Here is a 23,455-nt window from a genome sequence, read left to right as displayed (position 1 = left end):
TGAGGGTGTGGGAGAGTAGGTCACCGCCGGACTTAACTTGAGTAGATGGTTTGAGGCCCTGGTACCGTTTGGTGCCGGGGCCTCACCTGTTTAACTAGACTATTTAAGCCGTACGCGCATCGGCCGTCCTCACCCTTCCTATCTTCATGGAAGTAGATAAGGTGTGTAGTAGAAATAACAAGATCTTCTACACGAGGGGCTTTCCTTGACCACCGAGACTACGAGTCCACTGACATACCGCGACGATTCAATTCGTCCCCAGGACGATCTCTACCGCCATAGCAATGGCAAGTGGTTCGAGACAGCAACAATTCCAGGAGATCAAGGAATTTACGGTTCCTTCATGGAACTCCGCGACCAGGCTGAGGCTGCGGTCCACGGAATCATTAATGAAGCAGTGCAGAAGGTCGATTCCGGTGCAGAAACTGACGCCGCCACCCAGCGCATTGCCCGCCTCTACAGCTCATTCATGAATGAAGCCGTTATCGAAGAACGCGGTGCCGATCCGGTTGCTGTCTTCTTGAATACTATTTCGGATATCCAGAGCACCGAACAGCTGCTCGAAGTATGCGGTTTCTTCCAGCGCAAAGGCATCAGCGGCTTCATGGATATCGGCGCGATGAACGACGCCGGCAATCCGGACCGGAACCTGCTGACCTTCCTGCAAGGCGGCCTGGGCCTGCCTGATGAGTCCTACTATCGCGAAGAGCAGTTCGCTGAAACCGTATCCGACTACCAGGACCACCTTGGCCGCCTGCTGGCCCTTGGCGGTATTGCTGATGCCGAAGCCGCGGCCGCACATGTCGTAGCGCTCGAGAAGGCCATGGCCTCGCATCACTGGGACCGGGTCAAGGTCCGCGATGCTCAGGCACGCTACAACCTGATGTCCGATGAGGAGCTTTCCGCGCTTTTCCCGGGTGTGAGGACCTGGCTGGCTGGCGCCGGCATTGAGCCGAAGTACTACAGCGAAGTTGTCGTCTGGCAGCCAAGCTACCTTCAGGGATTGTCTGAGCTATTCGGCTCCCAGCCGCTGGATGCCTGGAAGAACTGGTTGCGGGTCCAGGTGCTGCGCTCCTTCGCTCCCTATTTGTCCAGCGCATTCGTCAATGAGAATTTCTCCTTCTACTCGGCCAAGCTCGGTGGCGTGGAACAGCTCAAGGAACGCTGGAAGCGAGGTGTCGCATTCACCGAAGGTGCTGTAGGCGAAGACATCGGCCAGCTGTACGTGGCTGAGCACTTCCCTGCAGAGGCCAAGGACGCCATGGACGCGCTGGTTCAACGGCTCATCGAGGCTTACCGCATCTCGATCAGCGAACTGTCCTGGATGGGCCCGGAGACCATCGAAAAGGCACTGGATAAGCTTTCCAAGTTCCGTCCGAAGATCGGCTACCCGAACCAATGGATCGACTACTCTGCCATCCAGGCTGATGAACTGGACGTCATCGCGAATATTGCCTCGGCGAACGAATTCGAGTTCGCTCGTGAATTGAAGAAGATCGATGACGGGGTGGATCGCGAACTGTGGTTCATGTTCCCCCAGACGGTGAACGCCTACTACCACCCGCTGCTGAACGAAATCGCGTTCCCAGCGGCAATCCTGCGCCCGCCATTCTTCGACGTGAACCGCGACATCGCCTCGAATTTCGGCGGCATCGGCGCGGTCATCGGCCACGAAATCGGCCACGGCTTCGATGACCAGGGCTCGCAGTTCGATGGCACTGGCCAGTTGACCAATTGGTGGACCGATGAGGACCGGGCTTCCTTCGAGAAGCTGACCGCCAAGCTGGTGGACCAGTACAACGCGCTGTCCCCTTCAGAAGCCCCGGAACACAACGTCAACGGTGCACTGACCTTGGGCGAGAACATCGGCGACCTCGGTGGCCTGGGCATTGCCTACAAGGCCTACAAGCTCGAGTTGGCCGCCCTTGGCATACAGGAAGATGAAGTGATCGACGGCATCACCGGAGACCAGCGCTTCTTCTACTCCTGGGCCGAATGCTGGCGCACGCTGATTCGTCCGGAGACCGCGGTGGTACGCGTGACCACCGACCCGCATGCACCCGGGGAGTTCCGCTGCAACCAGGTTCCGAAGAACCTGGCATCCTTCCACGAGGCCTTCGGCACCAAGCCCGGCGATGGCATGTGGCTGGATCCAGCTGACCGCGTAGAAATCTGGTAAACCGCATAACTGAATGGATAGGGCAGGGGCAAAGCCAGCTTTGCCCCTGCCCTATCCTGCGCTACGGGCCAAGATCACTGTGTAAGGCTGATCATGAAGGGCTTCAACTGCACGCCATGACACGTAGAATGGTCTATTGTGACTTCCGAAAATAATTCCGCACAGGCCCCAGATCCAAACGACCAGCGACAGGTGCGCACCGATAAGCGCAACCAGCTGCTGGCCAAGGGCGAGGAAGCCTACCCGGTAGGCATAGCTCGCACCCACTCGTTGCAGGAAATCCGCGACAAGTACGAGCACCTCGAAGCTGGTGAAGAGACCGAAGACGTCGTCGGCATTGTCGGCCGCATCGTTTTCATGCGCAACACCGGCAAGCTGTGCTTCGCCACCTTGCAGGAAGGCGGCCAGAAGGGCGAAGGGGTTCGCCTGCAGGTCATGCTCTCGCTTGCCAACGTTGGCGAAGAGCGCCTGGCCCAGTGGAAGTCGCTCGTCGATCTGGGCGACCATGTGTTTGTGACCGGCAAGGTCATCTCCTCGCGCCGCGGCGAGCTGTCCATCATGGCAGACGCTTGGGAAATGGCTTCCAAGGCCCTGCGCCCACTGCCGGTGCTGCACGCCGATCTGAATGAAGAGACCCGCGTGCGCCAGCGCTACGCCGATTTGATCGTGCGCAACGAGGCCCGCGAAATGGTCTACAAGCGCGCCGCGATCGTCCGCGCCGTACGCAACACCCTGGAGAACCGCGGCTACGTCGAGGTTGAGACCCCGATGCTGCAGCTGGTTCACGGTGGCGCTTCGGCCCGTCCATTCAAGACGCACCTGAACGCCTTTGACCAGGAAATGACCCTGCGCATCGCAACCGAGCTGTACCTCAAGCGGTGCGTCGTTGGCGGTGTTGACCGCGTCTTCGAAGTGGGGCGCATCTTCCGCAACGAGGGTGTCGACTCGACCCACTCGCCGGAATTCACCACCTTGGAATCCTACGAAGCCTACGCCGACCAGTACGTCATGGCCGATCGCATCAAGGAAATCATTCTCAATGCCGCTGATGCCATTGGCGCCGGCCGCACCATCGAGACCCCCAAGGGCACCGCTAACCTGGACGGCGAATGGCGCTGGGTCAGCGTCTACCCTGGCCTGTCCGAAGCTGTCGGCGTGGAGATCACCCCGGAAACCGAAGCTTCGGTACTGCGCGAAGTCGCTGCGAAGCACGAAGTGAAGATCGATCCAGCCTGGGGCGCCCAGAAGCTGGTCATCGAGCTGTTCGGCGAAATCGTCGAGCCGACCTTGATCGACCCGACCTTCGTGTGCGACTACCCGCCACTGGCACAGCCGCTGGCACGCCCGCATCGCTCGAAGCCGGGAGTCATCGAGGCCTGGGACCTGATCATCGGCGGCATGGAGCGCGGTACCGCGTTCTCCGAGCTGATTGACCCGGTGATCCAGCGCGAGCGCCTGACCGAGCAGTCCCTGATGGCTGCTGGCGGCGACCCAGAAGCAATGCAGCTTGACGAAGACTTCCTTCGTGCATTGGAATACGGTGCACCGCCGATGGGCGGTATCGGTTTAGGTATCGATCGTCTGGTTATGCTTTTCACCAACGTCGGTATTCGTGAAACTATTCTGTTCCCACTCCTAAAGCCGGAGGCATAGGAATGCCATATATTGAGGCGATCGTCCCGACAATCGGCCTGGCGCTGCTTTTCTGGTACGTGATGAAAGCAATTACAAACGCGGATCGAAAAGAACGCCAAGCTGAAGCTGAAGCTGATGCGCTAATTCAAAATCGCTCGGATTCTAATAATCCAGTAAACGAGAATTAGTCTTTCCTGAAAGAACCTTGTGAATTCTGATGATAATTAGAGTTTAGTGCGGCTATTTGTATATGCTTGTTGTTTGAAATGGGCTGATGATCGAATGTCAGTTGGTCCAGTACATTCAAGCTCGGAGGAATTCCTAAATGGCACGTCAGGTTCAAATTGCCCTGATCGACGATATTGATGGTAGCGAGGCGACTGAATCTATTGCATTCAGCGTCGCTGGTCAGCATTTTGAAATCGACCTGAACGACGAGCATGCTGCTCAGTTCCATGCAGCCATCGAGCCGTACATCGATGCGGCGCGCTCGTCGAAGCAGACTGCAGCGAGCGAAGCTCCAGCAATCCGCGCATGGGCGAAGGAAAACAACATCAAGGTCAACGCACGCGGACGCCTTAATGCAGAAGTTGTAGATGCCTACAATGCTGCAATGCGCAAGGGCGGGCGAAACCGCGCGAAGTAATTTGCGGGGTTTTCAACAAGTCTCAATATAAGAGCCGGCACGCAATGCGTGCCGGCTCTTATTCTTATAACGACGTTCGTAATTCATCCAATACTTTCATTGAACATCGCAATATTGGTGAGCCAAGTAAATCCGGAAATTAATTGCACCTCAATTACGGATTTCCGGTACCAGGGGACCGCTTCGGTTATCCCTGTGGCGAACAAGGGCGCATTGCCGGCGCTTGGTGCGTAGCATCGAATTATTGGTAAGCAAGGAGTGTGCCGAAGATGTTTGAGAGATTTACCGACCGTGCCCGTCGAGTTGTCGTGCTCGCCCAAGAAGAGGCGCGCATGCTCAACCACAACTACATCGGCACCGAGCACCTGTTGCTCGGTCTAATCCACGAAGGCGACGGTGTCGCCGCAAAGGCGCTTGAGTCGCTGAATATTTCGCTGGGTGCCGTTCGTGAGCAGGTTCAGGAGATTATCGGCAAGGGCCAGCAGGCGCCTTCCGGTCATATCCCGTTCACTCCTCGCGCCAAGAAGGTTTTGGAGCTCTCGCTGCGCGAAGCGCTGCAGCTGGGGCATAACTACATTGGTACCGAGCACATCCTGCTCGGCCTGATCCGCGAGGGCGAGGGCGTCGCAGCCCAGGTCCTGGTGAAATTGGGTGCTGACCTCGGTCGCGTGCGCCAGCAGGTCATCCAGCTGCTCTCGGGCTACCAGGGCGGCAAGGAAACTGCCTCCGCTGGCGTCAGCTCGGGCGGACAGCAGGAAGGCACCCCGGCAGGCTCGGCGGTGCTCGACCAGTTCGGCCGCAACCTCACCGCAGCTGCCCGCGAGGGCAAGCTCGATCCAGTGATTGGCCGCGAGCACGAGATGGAACGCGTCATGCAGGTCCTCTCGCGCCGTACCAAGAACAACCCGGTGCTGATCGGCGAGCCTGGTGTCGGCAAGACCGCAGTCGTCGAGGGCCTGGCCCAGTCGATCGTGCGTGGCGATGTGCCCGAGACCATCAAGGACAAGCAGCTGTACACCCTGGACCTCGGTTCCCTGGTGGCCGGCTCCCGCTACCGCGGCGACTTCGAGGAACGCCTGAAGAAGGTCCTCAAGGAAATCCGCACCCGTGGCGATATCATCCTGTTCATCGACGAGATCCACACCCTCGTCGGTGCTGGTGCCGCCGAGGGCGCCATCGATGCCGCGTCGATCCTCAAGCCGATGCTGGCTCGTGGCGAACTGCAGACCATCGGTGCCACCACCTTGGATGAGTACCGCAAGAATATCGAGAAGGATGCAGCGCTTGAGCGCCGCTTCCAGCCGATCCAGGTCAAGGAGCCTTCGGTAGAGCTGACCACGCAGATCCTGCGTGGCCTGCGCGACCGCTACGAGGCGCACCACCGCGTGACCATCACCGATGGTGCACTGCAGGCCGCTGCCACGCTGGCGCACCGCTACATCTCCGATCGCTTCCTACCGGACAAGGCCGTGGACCTGATCGACGAGGCGGGCGCACGCCTGCGCATCCAGCGCATGACCGCTCCTCCGGCCTTGAAGGAAATGGACGAGGAAATCGCCACCGTGCGCCTGGAGAAGGAAGCTGCGATTGACGCGCAGGACTTCGAAGGGGCTGCCTCGCTGCGCGATAAGGAATCCAAGCTGATTGAGGCCCGCAACGAGAAGGAGAAGTCCTGGCGCAATGGCGACATGGACGAAGTCTCCGAGGTGACTGAGGACCTTATTGCCGAGGTACTTGCCAACTCCACCGGCATCCCGGTTGTGAAGCTGACCGAGGAAGAGTCCACGCGCCTGCTGAACATGGAAGACGAGCTGCACAAGCGCGTCATCGGCCAGGACTCGGCGATCAAGGCCATCTCCCAGGCGATCCGCCGTACCCGTGCAGGCCTGAAGGATCCGAACCGCCCAGGTGGTTCGTTCATCTTCGCCGGCCCAACCGGTGTAGGCAAGACCGAGCTGGCCAAGGCGCTGGCAGAGTTCCTCTTCGGTGAAGAAGACGCGCTGATCACCCTGGACATGTCCGAATACTCGGAGAAGCACACCGTTTCCCGGCTCTTCGGTGCTCCTCCGGGCTACGTCGGCTACGAAGAGGGCGGGCAGCTGACCGAGAAGGTCCGCCGCCGTCCGTTCTCCGTAGTGCTCTTCGACGAGGTCGAGAAGGCGCATGCCGACTTGTTCAACTCATTGCTGCAGATCCTGGAAGACGGCCGCTTGACCGACTCCCAGGGCCGTGTGGTGGACTTCAAGAACACCATCATCATTATGACCACCAACCTCGGTACCCGCGACATCTCCAAGGGTGTGATGACCGGCTTCCAGTCGGCCGCGGATACCAAGACCGGTTACGAGCGCATGCAGGCCAAGGTCCAGGAAGAACTGCGTCAGCATTTCCGCCCTGAATTCCTGAACCGTGTTGATGACACCGTGGTCTTCCCGCAGCTGAACCAGGACGAGATCGAAGAAATCGTCGACCTGTTCATCGCACGCCTGGCCAAGCGCCTGGAAGAACGCGAGATCACCATCGAGCTAACCCAGGCTGCCCGCAGCCTGCTGGCCCAGCGCGGTTACGATCCAGCAATGGGTGCCCGCCCGCTGCGCCGCACCATCCAGCGCGATATCGAGGACCAGCTCTCCGAGCGTATCCTCTTCAGCCAGATCGTTGCGGGCCAGAAGGTCACCGTCGACGTCGAGGGCGAAGGCGAGAGCCGCAAGTTCGTCTTCCACGCTGAAGGCGGCACCGGCCAGCTGGAAGGCGAGCCGGCACCGGCAGCACTGGAAAGCTAGGCCGCAGAGGCATAACCCATAGCCGTGGAACTGACAACGTTCAGTTCCACGGCTATTGGCTTTAATCCGGCCATGTCGTAGGCTCAACACATGAAGAAGCGAAGCAAAGGGCAACAGCTGATTGCCGCTTCCTGCCTCGCAGTCATGGCCTATTCAGCCCTGTACCTTCTCCTCCGTCCCCAGCTTCCTGGACAATTGGTGCGCCATGCCGGCACCGACGGAGCCGGATACGGCCCAACGTGGCTGGTGGTGCTGGTGATTGGTGCCGCGGGCACGCTCAGTATTGCCATCGGCATCATTGTCTACCGCGACTTCACCTCATTGGGGCACTGGAACCCGGGACCGAAATCGATTGTGGTCTGCTTCCTGGCCGCTGGCTTCGGAATCCTCGGACTGGGCGCTGCCATGCTTCTCGCTGCCATGGGAGAAGACGCCGCGCAGCAAGGCACCCTGCCTATTGGCATGGGACTGCTTGGGCTGATCGGGGTCTTCGCGCTTTCCGCCTCGCTGCTGGCAAAGGCATTGCCCCAGGCCGAGCAAGAAAGCCTCGACGCCTGAAGAGCAATCGATTCCCTCCGGGCGTGCTGGGCTTAGCGGGCCACCGCCTTGGCTACCAACTCGGCAAGCATTTCTTCGAGCTGCCCATCAAGCGCGGTAATGGCGAACGAGGTGGGCCATAGGGTGCCCTCATCCAGCTGCGCAACATCGTTGAAGCCGAAAGTCAGGTAGCGGGTACCGAACTTCTTGGCATCCTGCATGAAGCACAAGATCTTGCCGTCCAAAGCGTAAGCGGGCATGCCATACCAGGTTTTCGGCTCCAATTCCGGAGCCGTCTCGGTGATGATCCGGTGCAGCTTCTGCGCAAGCACCTTGTCGTTGCCCTCGAAGGAAGCAATCTTCTCTTCCACTTCCTTGCGGGCCTGTTCCGCCTTCTCGGCTTTGGTCATGCGCTTCTTCGAAGTGCGCACCTCAGCGGCCCGCTCTTTCATCGCGGCCTTCTCGGCGGCTGAAAAGCCTTCTTGTTCTGAACTGCTCATGCTTCTTCTCCCTGAACTGCTTGGTTGATACGGACCATATTTCCCGAAGGATCGCGGAAGGCGCAATCGCGCGGACCCCACGGTTGGTCCATTGGCTCCTGCAGGACTTCAGCGCCCGACGCGCTCAAAGTTTCAAAGACCTTGTCCAGATCATTGGTGGACAGCACCAGCGGGCCGATCGCGCCCTTGGCTACCAGCTCGGCCAAGGCCTGCGCATCGGCAGCTGACCGGCCAGCGCCCGGAGCCGAAAGCACCAGGCTGGTGCCGGCGCCGTCGGAGCCGCCAAGGGACACCCAGCGGAAGCCGCCGTTGGCGACATCGGAGAGGACCGTGAAGCCCAGCGCATCGCGGTAGAACGCGAGCGCCTCATCCACATCGAGCACGGTCAAAGGGACATGATTGATTGAAATGCTTGCCATGGCTCCAGCCTAGGGAGCGCCGACCAGATAGCGCTTCTTCAAAACTGCTCAGAATCTCTCGGGACGCAAAAGGATCTTGGCGATGCAGGCAGGGATCGGCTCGGTGGCTGAATGGTCCCGTTCCCGGTATGACGAGGGAGTTTCGCCGATCACTTCGGTGAAGCGCGTGCTGAAGGAACCCAGAGAGGTCCATCCCACTTGCATGCAAGCATCTGTTACCGAGACCGATGCGCGCAGCAGATGCATGGCGCGCTCGATACGGCGGGTGAGCAAATAGGCATGCGGGGTCTCGCCATAGGCCCGCTTGAACTCCCTGGAAAAATGAGCAGGAGACATGGAAGCACGCTGGGCCAACGCAGGCACATCCAATGGTTCCGCATAGTGCCGGTCCATCAGGTCCCTGGCCCGGCGCAGGTGCGCCAGGGTTTTCAGCGCTTCGGCATCCACCGGCTAGCCCCGGTTCCTGGCTCGCAGGACAAGGAATGCACCCAGCACCGTTGAGCACAGGTAGATCCCGGTGACGGTGATCCAGCCCGCGGTGAAGCCACCGGCCGAGCCGACCAGCAGGCCCATGGCCAAGGGCCCCACGGTGAAACCGCCAAACTGGCCCGCCGAGACGATTCCGCTGGCACTTCCCAGGCGGCTTGCGGGGATCACCCGCAGCAAGCCCGCCATCAGCACTACCGAAACTCCCAGGGCCGAGGCGCCGTGCAGGCAGACCGCTAGCCAGAGCAAGGCCACCGAGTGCAGCTGCTGGGCCATCAGGAAGCTGGCACCGCCCGCAGTGGCCAGCGACGCCAGCAGCAACAAGAGCTTAGGAGCTGATACGCCGCGTGACATCATCTGCCCCCATCCGACGCGGGCGGAAACGCCAATGACGCCAGCGACCGCGGCGGTCAGGCCGCCAGCGACCAAGGAGAAGTCCAGCTCGCGGACCGCAAAGAGCGCCAGGTAGACGTTGGTCGCCTGTACGCCGACACCGTTGATGAAACCGAATAGGGCCAGCGCAAAAATGACGAACTTCGTGGAGGGGGTGGCCGCAGCCACCGGCTGGCTCGCGCCCGTTGCCGCCTTCTGCGGGGCAGGCGCGGCGAGCATGGGGGTTGCGCGGATAACCCGTACAGCGATCACCGCGAGGACCGCGGCGAGCACGGCGCCGGCCAGCGATGCTCCGTTCCAGCCAATGAATGCAGCCAGCAGCGGGAACCCCACGCTGCCTACGAGCTGTGAAACCTGCACGCCAGACTGCTTGATGCCGGTCCACGTGATGCGCTGGGCACTAGGGACGCGCTGGGCCAGAATGCGGTTGGTGACCCCGTTGGGGAATGACTGGGCGAAGCCGGCCAAACCGGAAGCCGCCAGGAGCAAGACGTAGCCTGCGGGAATGGCTGCCAAGCCCAGCGCGACCGCCGTCGTGCCGAAGATCAGCAGGACCAGCCTGGTATCCGGTTGCCTGTCGGAGAACTTCCCGAAGACGGCGTTACCCAGTGCGGCGCAGCCGAAGCACACTGTCGCCAACAGGCCGAACTGGGATTCGGTGATTCCCAAATCCCTGATGACCAGGTCGCTGGTGGCGTTCAACCCGTAATTAAGCAGGGGAGCGATGCCGACGGCGGATAGGAGGATGGCAAGCAACCCGAATCCGGGGCGTGCTGTTCTAGCTGGCATCCTCATCCTTGCTCCAGTGCGACTTCAATGTTCAAGTTTATCTTGGCACACCGTGTTGCGGGATGTTCCTTCAATGACATATCCGGCATCTGCTTCGATTCTGCAAACGGTGGGGCATAGGATTTAGAACGTGAACTCTTTTACCGTCCGCTCAGCCAGAACCAGTGATGTCAACGCTATCCGCAATCTTGTGCGCCCGTTGGCCGAGGAACGGATCCTGCTGGATAAGGAAGCGGTCACCTACTACGAGTCCATCCAGGAATTCCTGGTCGCCGAGGACGCGGACGGCAATGTTGTCGGCTGCGGCGGTTTGCACGTCATCTGGGAAGACATCGCCGAAATCCGTACCTTGGCGACCTCGGGCGAGCTGCGTGGCAAGGGCGTAGGCCATGTCCTGCTCTCCGAACTCTTGGAACGTGCCCGGGAAGTCGGGGTTGGCCGCGTCTTCTGCCTGACCTTCGAAGTGGATTTCTTCATACGCCAAGGCTTCAAGGTGATGGCTGACCAGAGCGCCGTGGATCCAGCGGTATACCAGGAGATCCTGCTCTCCCGGGATGAAGGCGTTGCTGAATTCCTGGACCTCGCCCGCGTGAAGCCGAATACCTTGGGCAACACCCGGATGATCATTACGCTGGACTGATACTTCTAGTCCATCCGGTCGTAGCGCGCACGGAATACCAGGTACAGCGCGTAGCAAACCAGGCCCGCACCGATAGCAACCAGGGCAACCGGCCCAAACGGCTGATCCTGGATGGCCTTCAGCGCGCCATCGATGCCGCTGGCCTCTTCCGGGTCGCGCTGTACCGTGGCCACGATGAAGAGCAGGCCCACGGCACCGAGGACTACGCCTTTGGCAGGATAGCCCAGCATGCCCGAGTACTTGATCGCGCGCGATACCTCGGTATTTCCGGAACCGGAGAGATCCTTCAAGAACTTCCGGGTGGCACCCTTGTAGATGTAGTAGCCGGCCATGGCCAGCAGCCCCAGGCCCAAGGCGATCAGCAACCCCCGGCCAAGTCCGGTCTTCATCATTTCTCCGCTGAAGCTGGTGGCAGTCTTTCCCGAATCACTGGGAATTCCCACCGCAAACCGCCCAAAGGTGAAGCCGACAGCCAAGAAGGACACCGAGATGGCCGCGGACTTGAGCCTGCCCTTCAGCTCGTTTTCGGGCAAGAAGGCCTGCGCCAAGGACCATAGGCCCAGCAATAGTGCGCCGATTGCGCAGATCCACAGCAAGACCATGCCGAAAGGCTGCTCTGCCAAGGCGCCCATGGCTCCGCCCTGATCGGCTTCCGCCTTGCCGCCGGCAGCGACGAAAGCTGCGAGGATTCCCACGGTTGCGTGAAGTACGCCGTTGGCGACGTATCCCAGGCGTGCGGCGCGTTCGAACCATGGGTGCTTGGCTACGTGGCGAACAGCAGCGGCCGGATCAACTGAAGCGTTCATGGGCTAAGCATAGGTAGGCATCAGGGCATAAAGCTAGCCGCTTCTGGCTCGTTCCGGGCCGATGCTACGAAGGCAGGCGGATTCCATCTTCTTCGGCGATCGCCAGGCCATCTTTGAGCAGCCCGGCCAGTGCCCGTTCACGCTGCTCCAATGGTGATTGCAATTGGTCAAGCGCCACATACCTTGCATGCGATTCATGGGACAGCTCGGCCAGGAAGGACTGCTCTGGCACCGCCTGCTCATGCTCGCGCAGGATCGCCATGATGGCGCCGCGGACCTGCCGGTCCGTACCCTTCCAAGCTTGTCCCTTCGGGATGTAGTGCGGGGCCGGCTGCCCCTGGGCAATCCATGCGCACTGCTGGAAGACCGGGCATTGCTCGCACTTCGGGCTGCGAGCGGTGCACACCAGGGCACCGAGTTCCATTACCGAAATATTCCACAGATTCGCTGCCTGATGATCCTCGGGCTGGACTTCTGCAGCCCGGGCGAATTCACTGGCACGCGGGCTTGGCTCGGGCAATGCCATGCCGCCAAAGAGCCGTGCATGCACGCGGCGAATATTCGTGTCCACGACAACGGTGCGCTCGCCGAAAGCAAAGCAGGCAATGGCGGCCGCGGTGTAGGAGCCGATGCCCGGCAAGGCCAGGAGCTCGGCTTCGGTGCGCGGGACTTCGCCGTTGTACTCGGTGGTGATCTCCACGGCGGCGGCATGCAAGCGCTGCGCGCGCCGCGGATAGCCCAGCCGTCCCCACGCTTTCAGTGCTTCGGACAGCGGTTCCGCAGCCAGATCCTGCGGCCGTGGCCAGCGGCGCATCCATTCTTCCCAAACCGGCAAGACACGAACTACCGGAGTCTGCTGGAGCATGAACTCGCTGACCATGACTTCCCAGCCGCTCACTCCGGGGCGTCGCCAAGGCAGGTCGCGGGCGTTCTCTAGGTACCAGGTGTTGATGGTGTTGTGGATTTGCTGCACCCCACCACTCTAAGCCAGCGCACCGTCCGCCCGGAATCAGCGGGAATGGATTGCAGAACGTGATTTGCCCTGGATCCTACGCCATTACCGGCTTCGGGCAGGCAAATGAATTAGCCTTAAGCCATGAGCAACGCATCAGGGGGGAAACCATCGGCCAGCGTCTACCGGCGCAGGCGGATCACCGTGGCAGTACTTGCCCTGGTGCTCGTCGGCCTGCTTGTCTGGGGCGTCGTTGCGCTGGCCGGATTGTTCTCCCCTGATGAGAAGAAAACTGCAGGCAATGAGCCAAGCGCCCAGCAAACCCAGTCGGTTCCTTCGCCATCGCCAGAGCCGGAAGACGACGAAGCTGCGGCCAAGAAGTGCAAGAGCGACGAGGTCGAGATTACTGCGACTACCGATGCGAAAAGCTACGCCTCGGACAAGAAGCCGACCTTGCTGCTGGGCATCGAAAATGTTTCCAAGCGCGAATGCGAATTGAACGTCGGAACCACGCAGCAGGAGTTCCTGGTTTCCAGCGGCGCGGACCGCATCTTCTCCACCATCGATTGCCTGGATGGCGCAGAAGATGTGAACCTGGCCTTCAAGCCGGGGCAGAAGGAGAACGCGCGCTTCACCTGGAACCGCGAGCGTTCGGCTCCCGGGTGCAAGTCGGTCAGCGTGCAGCCGCGTCCGGGAACCTACAAGTTCACCGCCGCTATCGGCGACTTCGTTTCGGAGCCGGTCACCTTCACCTTGGAGTGAAAACGCCTAGATGTAGCGATCCAGCAACGAGGATTCGGCCATGCGGGCCAGCCCTTCCCGGATGGAGCGTGCACGCTGCTCGCCGACGCCCTCGATTTCCATGAGCTGGCTGGTGGACGCTGCCATGAGCAGCTGCAAGTTATCGAAGGACGCCACCAGGCGGTCCCCGACCAGCTTGGGCACCGTGCGGATCTGCGAAAGCAGGCGGTAGCCCTTCGGGGTCAGCTGGTCGTCTTGGCCAATGGTGGAGTGCGGGAACAGGATCTTGGTCAGGCCATCAAGCTCAATGAGCTGGGCATCGGAAACTTCATGCAGCGTCTCCAGGGCACGCTCGATATCCAGCTCCTGGCCTTCCGCGTCGGAATAGTCCCGCAGGAGCAACTGGTTATCCGCCTGGATGCCGGAGAGCAATTCCGCATGCTGGGCCGCCAGCAGGCGCCCATCGATGCCCAGCTCCAGCACGTAGCGGGAGATTTCTTCGCTGGTACGGCGCAGCATCTCGGTGCGCTGCAAGACAGCGAGCACTTCCCGCGCGGTGGCGACATCTTCAATTTCCGCAGCTGACAGGGCGCTGGTGACCTGGTCCAGGCGGTGGCGGTACCGTTCCAAGGTAGCAATAGCCTGGTTGCCGCGGGCCAGCAGGCGCTCGGCTGGCTCGAGCACATGGCGCTCGCCGTCGGCATAGAGGGTGATGGTCTGCATGGACTGCGAAACCGAAATCGTCGGGAACCCGGTTTGCGCGGCTACGCGTTCTGCCGTGCGGTGGCGGGTGCCGGACTCCTGGGTTTCAATCTGCGCATCCGGCATCAGCTGCACGCCGGCCTGCTGGATCTGGCGTCCTGTGCCGTCCAGAATGATCGCGCCGTCCATCTTGGCCAGTTCGCGGATGCGTGTAGGCGTGTATTCGGTGTTGATCCTGAAGCCGCCGGAGCTGATCGACTCCACGAGCCTGTCATGGCCCAGCACTATGAGAGCGCCAGTACGGCCGCGCTGGATCCGTTCAAGACCCTGGGCGAGCTCGGTACCCGGGGCAATCTGGGCCAGAACGGCAAGGAATCCGGGGGTTGGGTGCGCTTTCAACTTGCGTCCTTTCGGCGGGCAGCAACAATCAAGTTTATCCTGCGGGCTTCTGTCGCTGGTTAAACGCAATATCCAGCGCCTGCGCGATGTTCTCCACCTGGAATACGCGGATGCCCTCGGGGATATTCTTCAACGGTTCCGGGGTGGCCGGAGCCATCGCGAAAGAGAAGCCCAGACGCTGCGCCTCGGTGATGCGCCGTGAGATTTCCGGTACTTGCCGAACTTCGCCGGCCAAGCCGACTTCGCCGAAGGCCACGAAGTCCTGCGGCAGCGGGAACTCATTCATCGAAGAAGCCAATGCCAGCGCGCAGGCCAGATCCGAGGCGGGTTCGGCAATTTTCACGCCACCCACGGTGGCGATATACGAGTCCATGGACGACAGATCCATATGCGCGCGGGCCTGCAGCACCGCCACAACCATTTGCGCCCGCGCGGCATCCAAGCCACTGGTGGCCCGGCGGGCAGCAGGGGCATTGCTGCGCGAGAGCAAGGTCTGCACCTCGGCAACCAGCGGCCGGCGGCCCTCCATCGTGACGGTGATGCAGGTGCCCGGCACCGGGGTGCGGGTTCGGGTGACGAAAAGCTTGGAAGGATCGGTCAGCGATTCAATGCCGTCTTCATTCAAATCGAAGCAGCCCACCTCGTCGGTGGCTCCGTAGCGGTTCTTCAGCGCGCGCAGGATGCGCAACCGCGAATGCTTCTCGCCATCGAACTGGCAGACCACGTCCACCAGGTGCTCGAGCAGCCGTGGGCCGGCGACCGAACCTTCCTTGGTCACGTGGCCGACCATGATGGTGGACATGGCTCGGGTCTTGGCCGCGTTGATGATCGAGGCAGCGACTTCGCGCACCTGGGAAACGCCGCCGGCAGCGCCGTCCACCTCTGCCGAGGAGAAGGTCTGCACCGAGTCCAGGATCAGCAGCTGCGGATCGATCTCCTGGATCTGGCCCAAGGCCAGAGCCAGGTCGGTTTCGGCGGCCAGGAACAGCGTATCGGCGATGGCGTTGATGCGTTCGGCGCGGGACTTTACCTGCGCGGCGGACTCTTCACCGGTTAGATAGAGCACGCGCAAGCCGGTTTGCGCGGCTTTCGCGGCAACGTCCAAGAGCAGCGTGGACTTGCCCACGCCAGGTTCGCCGGCCAGCAGGATCGCAGCTGCCGGAACCAGGCCGCCACCGAGCACGCGGTCAAGTTCGGAGACGCCACTGGGGCGGAAGGCCGCTTCGGAGCCGTCAATCTGCGCGATCGGCTTGGCTGGGTGGGCCACCTTGGCCGCGGCTACGGTACGGGCGGAGACGACACCCACTTCTTCGACAGTGCCCCAGGCCTGGCATTCGCCGCAGCGGCCCACCCACTTAATCGTGGTCCACCCGCATTCAGAGCATTTGAACGATGCGGAAGACTTGCTGCGAGTGGAGGTTTTGGCCATGGCTCAATGCTATCGAGCTATGCGGACATTTTCGTTCAGGACAGCTTGGGCAGCACTTCGATGGCTTCTTCGTGTTCGCGGCCTGCCGCTTCGAGCAGATCCACCACCATCGGGCGCAGCAGCAAGACCAGGCCTTCGCCCTGGAGCCCCTCAACTCCCAGGGCGCGCGGATCCAGCTGGGCGGCGACGCCTTCGAGCTGCAGCTGGGCGGCCTTCTCGTATTTGCGTTGGCCAGCCACCGTGGTTTCGCGCACCGAGTGCGCCAAGGTGTTGACCGCCTCGGATAGCTCGCGCATCAGGGGAGCCAAGGTTTGCGCGCCTTCCGGGTTCAGTGCGCTGTTGCTGAGCACGGAAGCAAGGCGCCGGGCGAAGACCCGCGAGTTGCGGGCGGCCCAGTCGTAGTGGTTGAAACGCTTGGATAGCCGGTTCAGTTCATGGCGGTGGCGACGCCCGGTGGGGGAAATCGTTGCGATTTCCTTCGAAGCGCGGAAGGCGGCTGGCAGCATATCCAGGTACTTCTGGGTTCCGCGAGCCTTGATCAGTGCGTGGAAGGCTGCGCGCCGGTCATCGTCGCGGATGGCCCAGGCGCATTCCAAAAGCGCTTCGGAGAGCTCCTTGAACAGATCCGATAACGCGGACACCGGGCTGCGCCGCGGGTCGGTAGGCCAGAAAATAATCACCAGCAGGGCAAGCAGGGACCCGGTCAGGGCATCGACGGAACGGGCAAATGGCCCATCCGCGCTGATGGGCAGCAGCACTACCAGTGCCGATTGCATGCCCAGCTGGGTGGAGAAGATGGCACCGGAATCCAAATAGCGGGCAATGACCAGACTCAGCGACATCACCAGTGCGGCCTGCCAGATCCCCTGCCCGAACCAGTGCATGAGGGTATCGCCCAGCGCCACCCCCAGGGTGCACCCCAGGGCGACTTCGGCGGTTTTGCGCACGGTGGTGGAGGCGCCGAAGCCCAGGGAAACCAGCGCGCTGGTGGCTGCGAAAATCGGTTGGGAATGTCCCCAGATGCTTTCGGCGATCCAAAAGGCTCCGATTGCGCCAAGCGTCATGCGCAGGATTCTAGGCAGGGAGTTGCGCGAGCGTATCAGCCCAGCGCGATTGCGCTGCGCTATGAATCCGAATAGATGCGCTGGCATGCGCTTCACTTTCCGCCCAGTTGCCATGGCTTCAGTCTTCCACGTGTTCGGCGGCAGGTGGCAGAAGCTGCCGGGATATTGCGCTGGTGAGCAGGATCACTTGGCTTCAGGTATGTTGTTAACCTTATGTTCACCTTTGCCGGGGGAGCTGGTTACTTTCGATCTTTAACGTCGTAGATGAAGCGGGAAGACGCCGCTGAAGGTTTTACATCGATCTACCAACATGGGGAGTAAATCTCGTGAAGCTCAATCGCTTTGGCAGCGCAGCTGCTGTTCTTTCCGTAGCGGCACTCGCGCTGACCGCTTGCGGCTCGGATAACCCAACCGCCGCAGCAGGTTCTGAAGGTGCCGAGGCGTCGGCAGCATCCGGTGTCACCGGAACCCTGACCGGCATCGGCGCATCCAGCCAGAACTCGGCCATGGAAGCATGGATCACCGGCTTCAAGACCGCCAACCCGGAAGCCAACGTGCAGTACTCGCCAGATGGCTCCGGCGCAGGCCGCGAAGCATTCCTGGCAGGTGGCGCGCAGTTCGCCGGCTCGGATGCATACCTGAAGGAAGACGAAGCCGAAAAGGCCAAGGAAGTTTGCGGCCCAGAAGGCGCATTCAACATCCCGGCCTACGTTTCGCCGATCGCGATCGCTTTCAACCTCGAAGGCGTTGAAGAGATCAACATGGACGCAGCCACCATCGCCAAGGTGTTCAAGAAGGAAATCACCAAGTGGAACGATGAGGCTATCGCCAAGCAGAACGAAGGCGTTGAACTCCCGGACACCGCAATCACCGTGGTGCACCGCAATGATGAGTCCGGTACCACCGAGAACTTCGTCGAGTACCTGAAGGCCGCAGCGGCTGACGTTTGGAGCTACGATGTTTCCGGCGACTGGCCAAGCGACATCCAGTCGGAGAATGCCAAGGGCACCTCTGGCGTGGTTTCGACCACCACCTCCACCAACGGCGCAATCACCTACGCCGACTTCTCCGCAGTGGGCGGCCTGTCCACCGTGAACGTGAAGGTCGGCGAGGAATACACCAAGATTTCTGCTGAAGCAGCTGCCAAGGCCCTGGAGACCGCAACCCCAGTTGAAGGCGCAGCCGAGAACGACCTGGCTCTGGACCTGGAGCGCGACACCACCGAAGCGGGCACCTACCCAATCGTCCTGGTTTCGTACCACATCTTCTGCAGCAGCTACAAGGACCAGGCAACAGCCGATCTGGTCAAGGCCTTCGGCAACTACGTCATCTCCGAAGATGGCCAGAAGACCGCGCAGGCTTCGGCAGGCAACGCCCCGATCTCGGCAGCCATTGCCGAGAAGGCAAAGAAGTCGATCGACGGCATCACCGTCGCCGAGTAGTACCCCGCCGGGCAACCGGCACCAGGTGCGGGTGGACGAACTCACCCACCCGCACCAGCAGTACCCCTCCACCCCCGCAGTGAAAACTGCACCACCCCCGTTTCGTAAAGGCTCTAGCCATGACTACCAATGCTTTGACAAGCAAGTCATCGACTTCCGGCCGCGCTGGTGACAAGATCTTCTCCGGTGCCGCCCTGGGCGCCGGTGTCCTGATCCTGATCACGCTCTTCGCGGTCGCGGTCTTCTTGCTGATCCAAGCCCTGCCGACGTTCTTCGCCGATCCGGCGGAGATTTCCGGCGGCGCAGGATTCTTCGCTTACATCTGGCCGATTGTTATCGGCACCGTGATCGCAGCGGCTATCGCGCTGCTGATCGCCACCCCGATCGGCATCGGCGTGGCGCTGTTCATCTCGCACTTCGCTCCACGCAAGGTCGCAGGCCCGCTGGGCTACCTGATCGATCTGCTCGCCGCGATCCCCTCGGTGATCTACGGCGCGTGGGGCTACATGGTGCTCGCTCCGGCTCTGGTTCCAGGCTACGAATGGCTGGCCAAGAATCTGGGCTTCATCCCCATCTTCGAAGGCCCCGCCAGCCAGACCGGCAAGACCATGCTCACCGCCGGCATCGTGCTGGCCGTGATGGTGCTGCCGATCATCACCTCGCTGAGCCGCGAGATCTTCTTGCAGACTCCCAAGCTGCACGAGGAAGCCGCGCTGGCACTGGGCGCAACCCGCTGGGAAATGATCACCACCGCGGTGATCCCGTTCGCCCGTCCGGGCATCATTTCCGCCGTCATGCTGGGTCTGGGCCGCGCCTTGGGCGAGACCATGGCCGTTGCGCTGGTGCTCTCCACCGGCAACCTGATCCCATCGCTGATCAAGACCGGCAACCAGACTATCGCCGCGGAAATCGCCTTGAACTTCCCTGAGGCCTTCGGCCTGCGCCTGGCAGAGCTGATCGCCGCCGGCCTGGTCCTGTTCCTGATCACCCTGGTCGTGAACATGATCGCTCGTGGAATCATCGCCCGCCACAAGGAATTCTCGGGAGCTAACTGATGAGCACCATGACTACTAACCAGAGCAACAGGCCCGGGGCCCCGACTCCACCGGTGCGCAAGCGCAACTCCTTGGCCAAGGGCAAGCTGCCGAAGTGGGCCATCTGGGCGATCGCCGCAGGCGCCATCATTGTCGGCGCGGCAGCGTCCACGCTGACCGGCTTCAACGTTGCCTCCTTCGCCATCTACTCGGCGCTCATCTTCCTGGTGGCCGCCTCCGTGATCACCACCGCAGCTGAAGGCAAGCGCCGCGGCAAGAACGCGATGTGGACCTACCTGATCTACGCGGCGTTCATCGTCGCCGTAATCCCGCTGGTATCCGTGCTCTATACGGTGCTGGAAAAGGGCATGCCGGGCCTGAATAGCCACTTCCTGTTCAGCTCCATGAACGGCGTGACCGGCGCGGTGGACAATGAATCCGTCGCCAATGGCACCCCGGTAGTCGGCGGCGCGTACCACGCGGTGATGGGCACCTTGCTGATCACCCTGTGGGCCACCTTGATCTCCGTTCCGGTGGGCATGCTGACCGCTGTCTACCTGGTGGAATACGGGCAGGGCAAGGCGCTGTCCAAGGCGATCACCTTCTTCGTCGACGTGATGACCGGCATCCCTTCGATCGTTGCCGGCCTGTTCGCAGCGGCCTTCTTCGGCATGATCCTGGGTCCGAACGCCCGCATGGGCATCGTCGCGGCGGTCGCGTTGAGCGTGCTGATGATCCCAACGGTGGTCCGCTCCACCGAGGAAATGCTCAAGATCGTTCCCAACGAACTGCGTGAAGCTTCCTTCGCGCTGGGCGTGCGCCGCTGGCGCACCATCTTGAAGGTCGTCATCCCGACCGCGATCTCCGGCATCGCCTCGGGCGTCACCCTGGCCATCGCCCGCGTGATCGGCGAGACCGCGCCAATCCTGGTCACCGCAGGCATCGCAAGCCAGATCAACATGAACGTCTTCGCAAACTGGATGTCCACGCTGCCGACGTTCATCTACTACCAGATCCTGACTCCGACCAGCCCGACGAACATCGACCCGTCGGTGCAGCGCGCCTGGGCTGCTGCCCTGCTGCTGATCTTCATGGTCATGGCTTTGAACCTCATCGCCCGCCTGGTCGCTTCGATCTTCGCCCCAAAGAAGGGCCGTTGAGCTAAGGCTCCGGTCCGGACAAACCCGAACTTTTCAAGGATTACATCATGGCAAAACGCATTGACGTCAACGACCTGAACGTCTACTACTCCAAGTTCCTCGCCGTTGAAGGCGTCTCGATCAACATCGAGCCGAAGTCCGTCACCGCTTTCATCGGCCCCTCGGGCTGCGGCAAGTCCACCTTCCTGCGCACCCTGAACCGCATGCACGAGGTCATCCCGGGCGGCCGCGTCGAGGGCCAGGTCCTGCTGGACGGCGATGACCTGTACGGCGCCGGCGTCGACCCGGTCACCGTGCGCAGCCAGATCGGCATGGTCTTCCAGCGTCCGAATCCGTTCCCGACCATGTCCATCAAGGACAACGTGCTCGCCGGAGTGAAGCTGAACGGCCAGCGGATTTCCAAGTCCGATGCCGATGCCCTGGTCGAGAAGTCGCTACGCGGCGCCAACTTGTGGAACGAAGTCAAGGATCGCCTGGACAAGCCGGGCTCGGGACTCTCCGGCGGCCAGCAGCAGCGCCTGTGCATCGCCCGCACCATTGCGGTCAAGCCGGACGTGATCCTGATGGATGAGCCTTGCTCGGCATTGGACCCGATCTCCACCCTGGCTATCGAGGACCTGATCAACGAGCTGAAGAACGACTACACCGTAGTGATCGTGACCCACAATATGCAGCAGGCTGCACGCGTGAGCGACAAGACCGCGTTCTTCAACATTGCGGGCACCGGCAAGCCGGGCAAGCTCATCGAGTACAACGACACTGCAGCCATCTTCTCCAACCCGGAGCAGAAGGCCACCGAGGATTACGTCTCCGGACGCTTCGGATAAAGATTTCGGATACCGCCGCTCCTTGAGCCGGCGGTAGACGGACCGGAAGGGGGGTCTTCCGGGGATCCTGGAGGGGATCACCGCCAGCGGCGCACCGATTACGGTGCGCCGCTGCACTTTAACTATTCATGTAAAGCACCCTTGACTGTAAAGCACGCTTGTCAGTAAAGTGTGGTTTACATCAATAGGGATAGGGGACAACGATGGATTCAAAAGCAGTTGGCCAGAGCAAATGGGGCCGTTCGCGCTTCGGTGGCGGGTCGGGCGCCCTGATTGCCGTCAGCCTCAGCGCAGGGGCAGTGCTTTCAGCCGGTGCAGGTGTGCTCTTCGCCCGGCTGAACGCCCCGGAGCATTTCGTCTTGGCAGCGTTGCTCATGGCCGCTGGCTTGCTGCCGGTGCTTTCTACAGCTTGCTGGGCGTTGCTGCTGGATCGCGACACCCTGCGCGGTGCCACAAGGAACCCCGAGATATCGGTGGAGAGCCAGTGGTATGACCGAGCTGCCATCGGAGTGTTCCAGGATTTGCTGTTAGTTTGCGGCCTCGGTGGTGCAGTGTTTTCGTTCATTCAGATCCAAGCATCACTTGGCCTCGTTCTGGCTGGTGTCGTGCTGCTGGCGTTGCTTGACTTCGGAATCCGCTATTTCATCATTAAGCGGGCAGAAAGCTAGTGGAGAACAATCTCAGTGCATACCGCAGGGAACGCGGGTTCTCCCAGCAAGCATTGGCCGACCTGCTGGGCGTCTCCCGGCAGACCGTCATCTCGCTTGAAAAAGGCCGCTACGACCCGTCCCTGCCGCTGGCATTCAAGCTCTCGGCGGTCTTCGGCTGCAAGATCGAAGACCTCTTCATTCCGGGCGAAGACTAGGCGTTGCCCAGCAGCGGGTGCACCGCCAGGGTGAGAATCGCGCCGCAGGCAACGCAGGCAATCGGGGTCAGCACCCAGTGCAGCAGCACCTTGGTGACATTGCGCCACACCACCGATTCGAAAGACTGGTTATTGCCGGCACCGACGATGCCGCTGGTTACCGCCTGCGTGGTGGACAGCGGCAGGTGCAAGACGAGCGAGCCGAGGAACAGCATTGCCGCGGCTACGCCCTGGGCGATCATGCCGCGCAGCGGATCGAAGTTCACCAGCCGGCGGCCGAGCGTATAGGTGATGCGCCATCCGCCCAGGAGCACGCCAAGCCCCAGTGCCGAGGCCGCGGCCAGCTGGATAGCCCATGTCACGGGCCCCGGGTCCATTGCATGACCGGTGATCAGCACCAGTGCGATCATCGCGCCGGTGCGCTGGCCATCTTGCAGCCCCAGTCCCAGAGCCACGGCGCAGGCGGTGATGGCCTGGCCTGCGCGCGAGCCGTTGTTGACCGAACGCGAGGAGTTGTGGCGCATCAGCCAGGTCGCCGGAATCACCAGCGCATAGGACAACAGGTAGGCGATGACCGGGGTGATCAGCATGGGCAGCAGCACCGAGCCGAGCAGCAGACCCCAGGCCCCGGACATCGACAGGTCGCCCATGAAAGCCGAGGCGCCGCTGGCGCCCACCAATCCGGAGAACAGCGCATGGGTGGAACTGACCGGCAGGCCGCGCCACCAGCAATACAGGCCCCACGCGCCGGCGGTCAGCAGGCCGCAGATCAGCAGCTTCAATCCGACGACGCCATCGGGGAGATTGAAGTTCAGCTTGTCCACCAGCGCCACGCTCAGCCCCGAGGTCGCCAAGGTGCCGAGGAAGGCGAATACCGCCGCCACAGAGACCGCAATGGCCGGGCGCAGCGCCCTGGTGCGGACGGAGGCCGCAACGGCCGTAGAGGAATCCCTGAAGCCGTTGAGCACGCCATAGCCCAGGGTCAGGACGATCGCGAATCCGGTGAGGACCGAAAGGATGGTCATTT

24 protein-coding genes are annotated in these 23,455 nt (G+C 61.5%); 14 read left to right on the top strand and 10 right to left on the bottom strand.

Going from position 1 to position 23,455, the window contains the following annotated elements; genetic code table 11:
• Window positions 1–205 precede the first annotated feature (205 nt).
• From M2368_RS18700 to M2368_RS18675, 6 genes are all read left to right on the top strand, one after another.
• Window positions 206–2,179 (top strand): M13 family metallopeptidase, encoded by a 1,974-nt coding sequence (locus M2368_RS18700; protein ID WP_105662699.1) that lies wholly within the window; start codon window positions 206–208, stop codon window positions 2,177–2,179.
• 138 nt (window positions 2,180–2,317) lie between these two features.
• The gene (gene lysS / locus M2368_RS18695; RefSeq protein WP_332488537.1) at window positions 2,318–3,832 is read left to right on the top strand and encodes a lysine--tRNA ligase; all 1,515 of its coding nucleotides are present in this window, start codon (window positions 2,318–2,320) and stop codon (window positions 3,830–3,832) included.
• Window positions 3,833–3,834: 2 nt separating this feature from the next.
• Window positions 3,835–4,002, top strand: a complete 168-nt coding sequence (locus M2368_RS18690) for a hypothetical protein (protein ID WP_166650875.1) — start codon at window positions 3,835–3,837, stop codon at window positions 4,000–4,002.
• A gap of 137 nt (window positions 4,003–4,139) precedes the next feature.
• Complete coding sequence (locus M2368_RS18685) at window positions 4,140–4,460, top strand: histone-like nucleoid-structuring protein Lsr2 (protein WP_105659017.1); 321 nt, start codon at window positions 4,140–4,142, stop codon at window positions 4,458–4,460.
• 269 nt (window positions 4,461–4,729) lie between these two features.
• Complete coding sequence (locus M2368_RS18680; RefSeq protein ID WP_105659016.1) at window positions 4,730–7,243, top strand: ATP-dependent Clp protease ATP-binding subunit; 2,514 nt, start codon at window positions 4,730–4,732, stop codon at window positions 7,241–7,243.
• Window positions 7,244–7,333: 90 nt separating this feature from the next.
• Window positions 7,334–7,801 carry a hypothetical protein gene (locus M2368_RS18675; protein WP_105659015.1) on the top strand — a complete coding sequence of 156 codons (468 nt, stop codon included), beginning with the start codon at window positions 7,334–7,336 and terminating at the stop codon, window positions 7,799–7,801.
• 32 nt (window positions 7,802–7,833) lie between these two features.
• Here the strand turns inward: M2368_RS18675 and M2368_RS18670 are convergent, their stop codons facing one another.
• Genes M2368_RS18670 through M2368_RS18655 form a run of 4 tightly spaced genes read right to left on the bottom strand, consistent with a single transcriptional unit; the run spans window position 7,834 to window position 10,367 of the window.
• Window positions 7,834–8,280 carry an iron chaperone gene (locus M2368_RS18670; RefSeq protein ID WP_105659014.1) on the bottom strand — a complete coding sequence of 149 codons (447 nt, stop codon included), beginning with the start codon at window positions 8,278–8,280 and terminating at the stop codon, window positions 7,834–7,836.
• A complete protein-coding gene (locus M2368_RS18665; RefSeq protein ID WP_105659013.1) occupies window positions 8,277–8,699 on the bottom strand; it encodes a VOC family protein in 423 nt (140 codons plus the stop codon). Before M2368_RS18665 ends, M2368_RS18670 begins: the two co-directional genes overlap by 4 nt.
• 48 nt (window positions 8,700–8,747) lie before the next feature.
• Window positions 8,748–9,092 (bottom strand): helix-turn-helix domain-containing protein, encoded by a 345-nt coding sequence (locus M2368_RS18660; protein ID WP_219844146.1) that lies wholly within the window; start codon window positions 9,090–9,092, stop codon window positions 8,748–8,750.
• A 57-nt stretch (window positions 9,093–9,149) separates the two neighbouring features.
• Entirely contained in the window at window positions 9,150–10,367 is a 1,218-nt protein-coding gene (locus tag M2368_RS18655) for an MFS transporter (RefSeq protein ID WP_286134409.1), read from the bottom strand.
• Window positions 10,368–10,497: 130 nt separating this feature from the next.
• Between M2368_RS18655 and M2368_RS18650 the strand changes: the two genes are divergently transcribed.
• Window positions 10,498–11,007 carry an amino-acid N-acetyltransferase gene (locus M2368_RS18650; RefSeq protein WP_105659010.1) on the top strand — a complete coding sequence of 170 codons (510 nt, stop codon included), beginning with the start codon at window positions 10,498–10,500 and terminating at the stop codon, window positions 11,005–11,007.
• A 5-nt stretch (window positions 11,008–11,012) separates the two neighbouring features.
• On the opposite strand, the gene M2368_RS18645 is transcribed toward M2368_RS18650, so the two are convergent.
• Window positions 11,013–11,813 (bottom strand): DUF1206 domain-containing protein, encoded by an 801-nt coding sequence (locus M2368_RS18645; RefSeq protein WP_105659009.1) that lies wholly within the window; start codon window positions 11,811–11,813, stop codon window positions 11,013–11,015.
• Between the two features lie 64 nt (window positions 11,814–11,877).
• Window positions 11,878–12,786 (bottom strand): iron-sulfur binding domain-containing protein, encoded by a 909-nt coding sequence (locus M2368_RS18640; protein WP_105659008.1) that lies wholly within the window; start codon window positions 12,784–12,786, stop codon window positions 11,878–11,880.
• Between the two features lie 123 nt (window positions 12,787–12,909).
• Here M2368_RS18640 and M2368_RS18635 point away from each other — a divergent pair, with 123 nt between their 5' ends.
• Entirely contained in the window at window positions 12,910–13,527 is a 618-nt protein-coding gene (locus tag M2368_RS18635) for a hypothetical protein (RefSeq protein WP_105659007.1), read from the top strand.
• A 6-nt stretch (window positions 13,528–13,533) separates the two neighbouring features.
• On the opposite strand, the gene disA is transcribed toward M2368_RS18635, so the two are convergent.
• Genes disA through M2368_RS18620 form a run of 3 tightly spaced genes read right to left on the bottom strand, consistent with a single transcriptional unit; the run spans window position 13,534 to window position 17,100 of the window.
• Window positions 13,534–14,607 (bottom strand): DNA integrity scanning diadenylate cyclase DisA, encoded by a 1,074-nt coding sequence (disA, locus tag M2368_RS18630; RefSeq protein WP_105659006.1) that lies wholly within the window; start codon window positions 14,605–14,607, stop codon window positions 13,534–13,536.
• 34 nt (window positions 14,608–14,641) lie between these two features.
• Complete coding sequence (radA, locus tag M2368_RS18625) at window positions 14,642–16,036, bottom strand: DNA repair protein RadA (RefSeq protein WP_105659005.1); 1,395 nt, start codon at window positions 16,034–16,036, stop codon at window positions 14,642–14,644.
• 35 nt (window positions 16,037–16,071) lie between these two features.
• Window positions 16,072–17,100, bottom strand: coding sequence for an FUSC family protein (locus M2368_RS18620; protein ID WP_483561607.1), 1,029 nt, complete (start codon window positions 17,098–17,100; stop codon window positions 16,072–16,074).
• A gap of 326 nt (window positions 17,101–17,426) precedes the next feature.
• On the opposite strand from M2368_RS18620, the gene pstS reads away from it, so the two are divergent.
• The 6 genes from pstS (at window position 17,427) to M2368_RS18590 (ending at window position 22,428) form a co-directional block, all read left to right on the top strand.
• Window positions 17,427–18,542 (top strand): phosphate ABC transporter substrate-binding protein PstS, encoded by a 1,116-nt coding sequence (gene pstS, locus M2368_RS18615; protein ID WP_498724830.1) that lies wholly within the window; start codon window positions 17,427–17,429, stop codon window positions 18,540–18,542.
• A gap of 119 nt (window positions 18,543–18,661) precedes the next feature.
• On the top strand, window positions 18,662–19,597 hold the full coding sequence (pstC, locus tag M2368_RS18610) for a phosphate ABC transporter permease subunit PstC (protein WP_105659002.1): 936 nt from the start codon (window positions 18,662–18,664) through the stop codon (window positions 19,595–19,597).
• Window positions 19,597–20,736 carry a phosphate ABC transporter permease PstA gene (gene pstA / locus M2368_RS18605; protein WP_105659001.1) on the top strand — a complete coding sequence of 380 codons (1,140 nt, stop codon included), beginning with the start codon at window positions 19,597–19,599 and terminating at the stop codon, window positions 20,734–20,736. The genes pstC and pstA overlap by 1 nt, the downstream gene beginning before the upstream one ends.
• A 47-nt stretch (window positions 20,737–20,783) precedes the next feature.
• Entirely contained in the window at window positions 20,784–21,563 is a 780-nt protein-coding gene (gene pstB / locus M2368_RS18600) for a phosphate ABC transporter ATP-binding protein PstB (RefSeq protein WP_105659000.1), read from the top strand.
• Window positions 21,564–21,766: 203 nt separating this feature from the next.
• A complete protein-coding gene (locus tag M2368_RS18595) occupies window positions 21,767–22,231 on the top strand; it encodes a hypothetical protein (RefSeq protein WP_105658999.1) in 465 nt (154 codons plus the stop codon).
• Window positions 22,231–22,428, top strand: a complete 198-nt coding sequence (locus tag M2368_RS18590) for a helix-turn-helix transcriptional regulator (RefSeq protein ID WP_105658998.1) — start codon at window positions 22,231–22,233, stop codon at window positions 22,426–22,428. Before M2368_RS18595 ends, M2368_RS18590 begins: the two co-directional genes overlap by 1 nt.
• Here the strand turns inward: M2368_RS18590 and M2368_RS18585 are convergent.
• A complete protein-coding gene (locus M2368_RS18585) occupies window positions 22,425–23,453 on the bottom strand; it encodes an inorganic phosphate transporter (RefSeq protein WP_105658997.1) in 1,029 nt (342 codons plus the stop codon). The two genes, M2368_RS18590 and M2368_RS18585, sit on opposite strands and share 4 nt — an antisense overlap.
• Window positions 23,454–23,455 lie beyond the last annotated feature (2 nt).

It is taken from the genome of Arthrobacter sp. JUb119, from assembly GCF_024807995.1.
GTDB lineage: Bacteria > Actinomycetota > Actinomycetes > Actinomycetales > Micrococcaceae > Glutamicibacter.
This window is presented reverse-complemented; position numbering and strand designations above follow the sequence as displayed.

Bases quoted from the DNA above. Each gene is read 5' to 3' on its own strand.
- M2368_RS18690 (WP_166650875.1), top strand. From the start codon at position 3,835: ATGCCATATATTGAGGCGATCGTCCCGACAATCGGCCTGGCGCTGCTT.
- M2368_RS18685 (WP_105659017.1), top strand. From the start codon at position 4,140: ATGGCACGTCAGGTTCAAATTGCCCTGATCGACGATATTGATGGTAGC.
- M2368_RS18680 (WP_105659016.1), top strand. From the start codon at position 4,730: ATGTTTGAGAGATTTACCGACCGTGCCCGTCGAGTTGTCGTGCTCGCC.
- M2368_RS18675 (WP_105659015.1), top strand. From the start codon at position 7,334: ATGAAGAAGCGAAGCAAAGGGCAACAGCTGATTGCCGCTTCCTGCCTC.
- M2368_RS18670 (WP_105659014.1), bottom strand. From the start codon at position 8,280: ATGAGCAGTTCAGAACAAGAAGGCTTTTCAGCCGCCGAGAAGGCCGCG.
- M2368_RS18665 (WP_105659013.1), bottom strand. From the start codon at position 8,699: ATGGCAAGCATTTCAATCAATCATGTCCCTTTGACCGTGCTCGATGTG.
- M2368_RS18660 (WP_219844146.1), bottom strand. From the start codon at position 9,092: ATGGACCGGCACTATGCGGAACCATTGGATGTGCCTGCGTTGGCCCAG.
- M2368_RS18655 (WP_286134409.1), bottom strand. From the start codon at position 10,367: ATGCCAGCTAGAACAGCACGCCCCGGATTCGGGTTGCTTGCCATCCTC.
- M2368_RS18645 (WP_105659009.1), bottom strand. From the start codon at position 11,813: ATGAACGCTTCAGTTGATCCGGCCGCTGCTGTTCGCCACGTAGCCAAG.
- M2368_RS18635 (WP_105659007.1), top strand. From the start codon at position 12,910: ATGAGCAACGCATCAGGGGGGAAACCATCGGCCAGCGTCTACCGGCGC.
- radA (WP_105659005.1), bottom strand. From the start codon at position 16,036: ATGGCCAAAACCTCCACTCGCAGCAAGTCTTCCGCATCGTTCAAATGC.
- M2368_RS18620 (WP_483561607.1), bottom strand. From the start codon at position 17,100: ATGACGCTTGGCGCAATCGGAGCCTTTTGGATCGCCGAAAGCATCTGG.
- pstC (WP_105659002.1), top strand. From the start codon at position 18,662: ATGACTACCAATGCTTTGACAAGCAAGTCATCGACTTCCGGCCGCGCT.
- pstA (WP_105659001.1), top strand. From the start codon at position 19,597: ATGAGCACCATGACTACTAACCAGAGCAACAGGCCCGGGGCCCCGACT.
- pstB (WP_105659000.1), top strand. From the start codon at position 20,784: ATGGCAAAACGCATTGACGTCAACGACCTGAACGTCTACTACTCCAAG.
- M2368_RS18595 (WP_105658999.1), top strand. From the start codon at position 21,767: ATGGATTCAAAAGCAGTTGGCCAGAGCAAATGGGGCCGTTCGCGCTTC.
- M2368_RS18585 (WP_105658997.1), bottom strand. From the start codon at position 23,453: ATGACCATCCTTTCGGTCCTCACCGGATTCGCGATCGTCCTGACCCTG.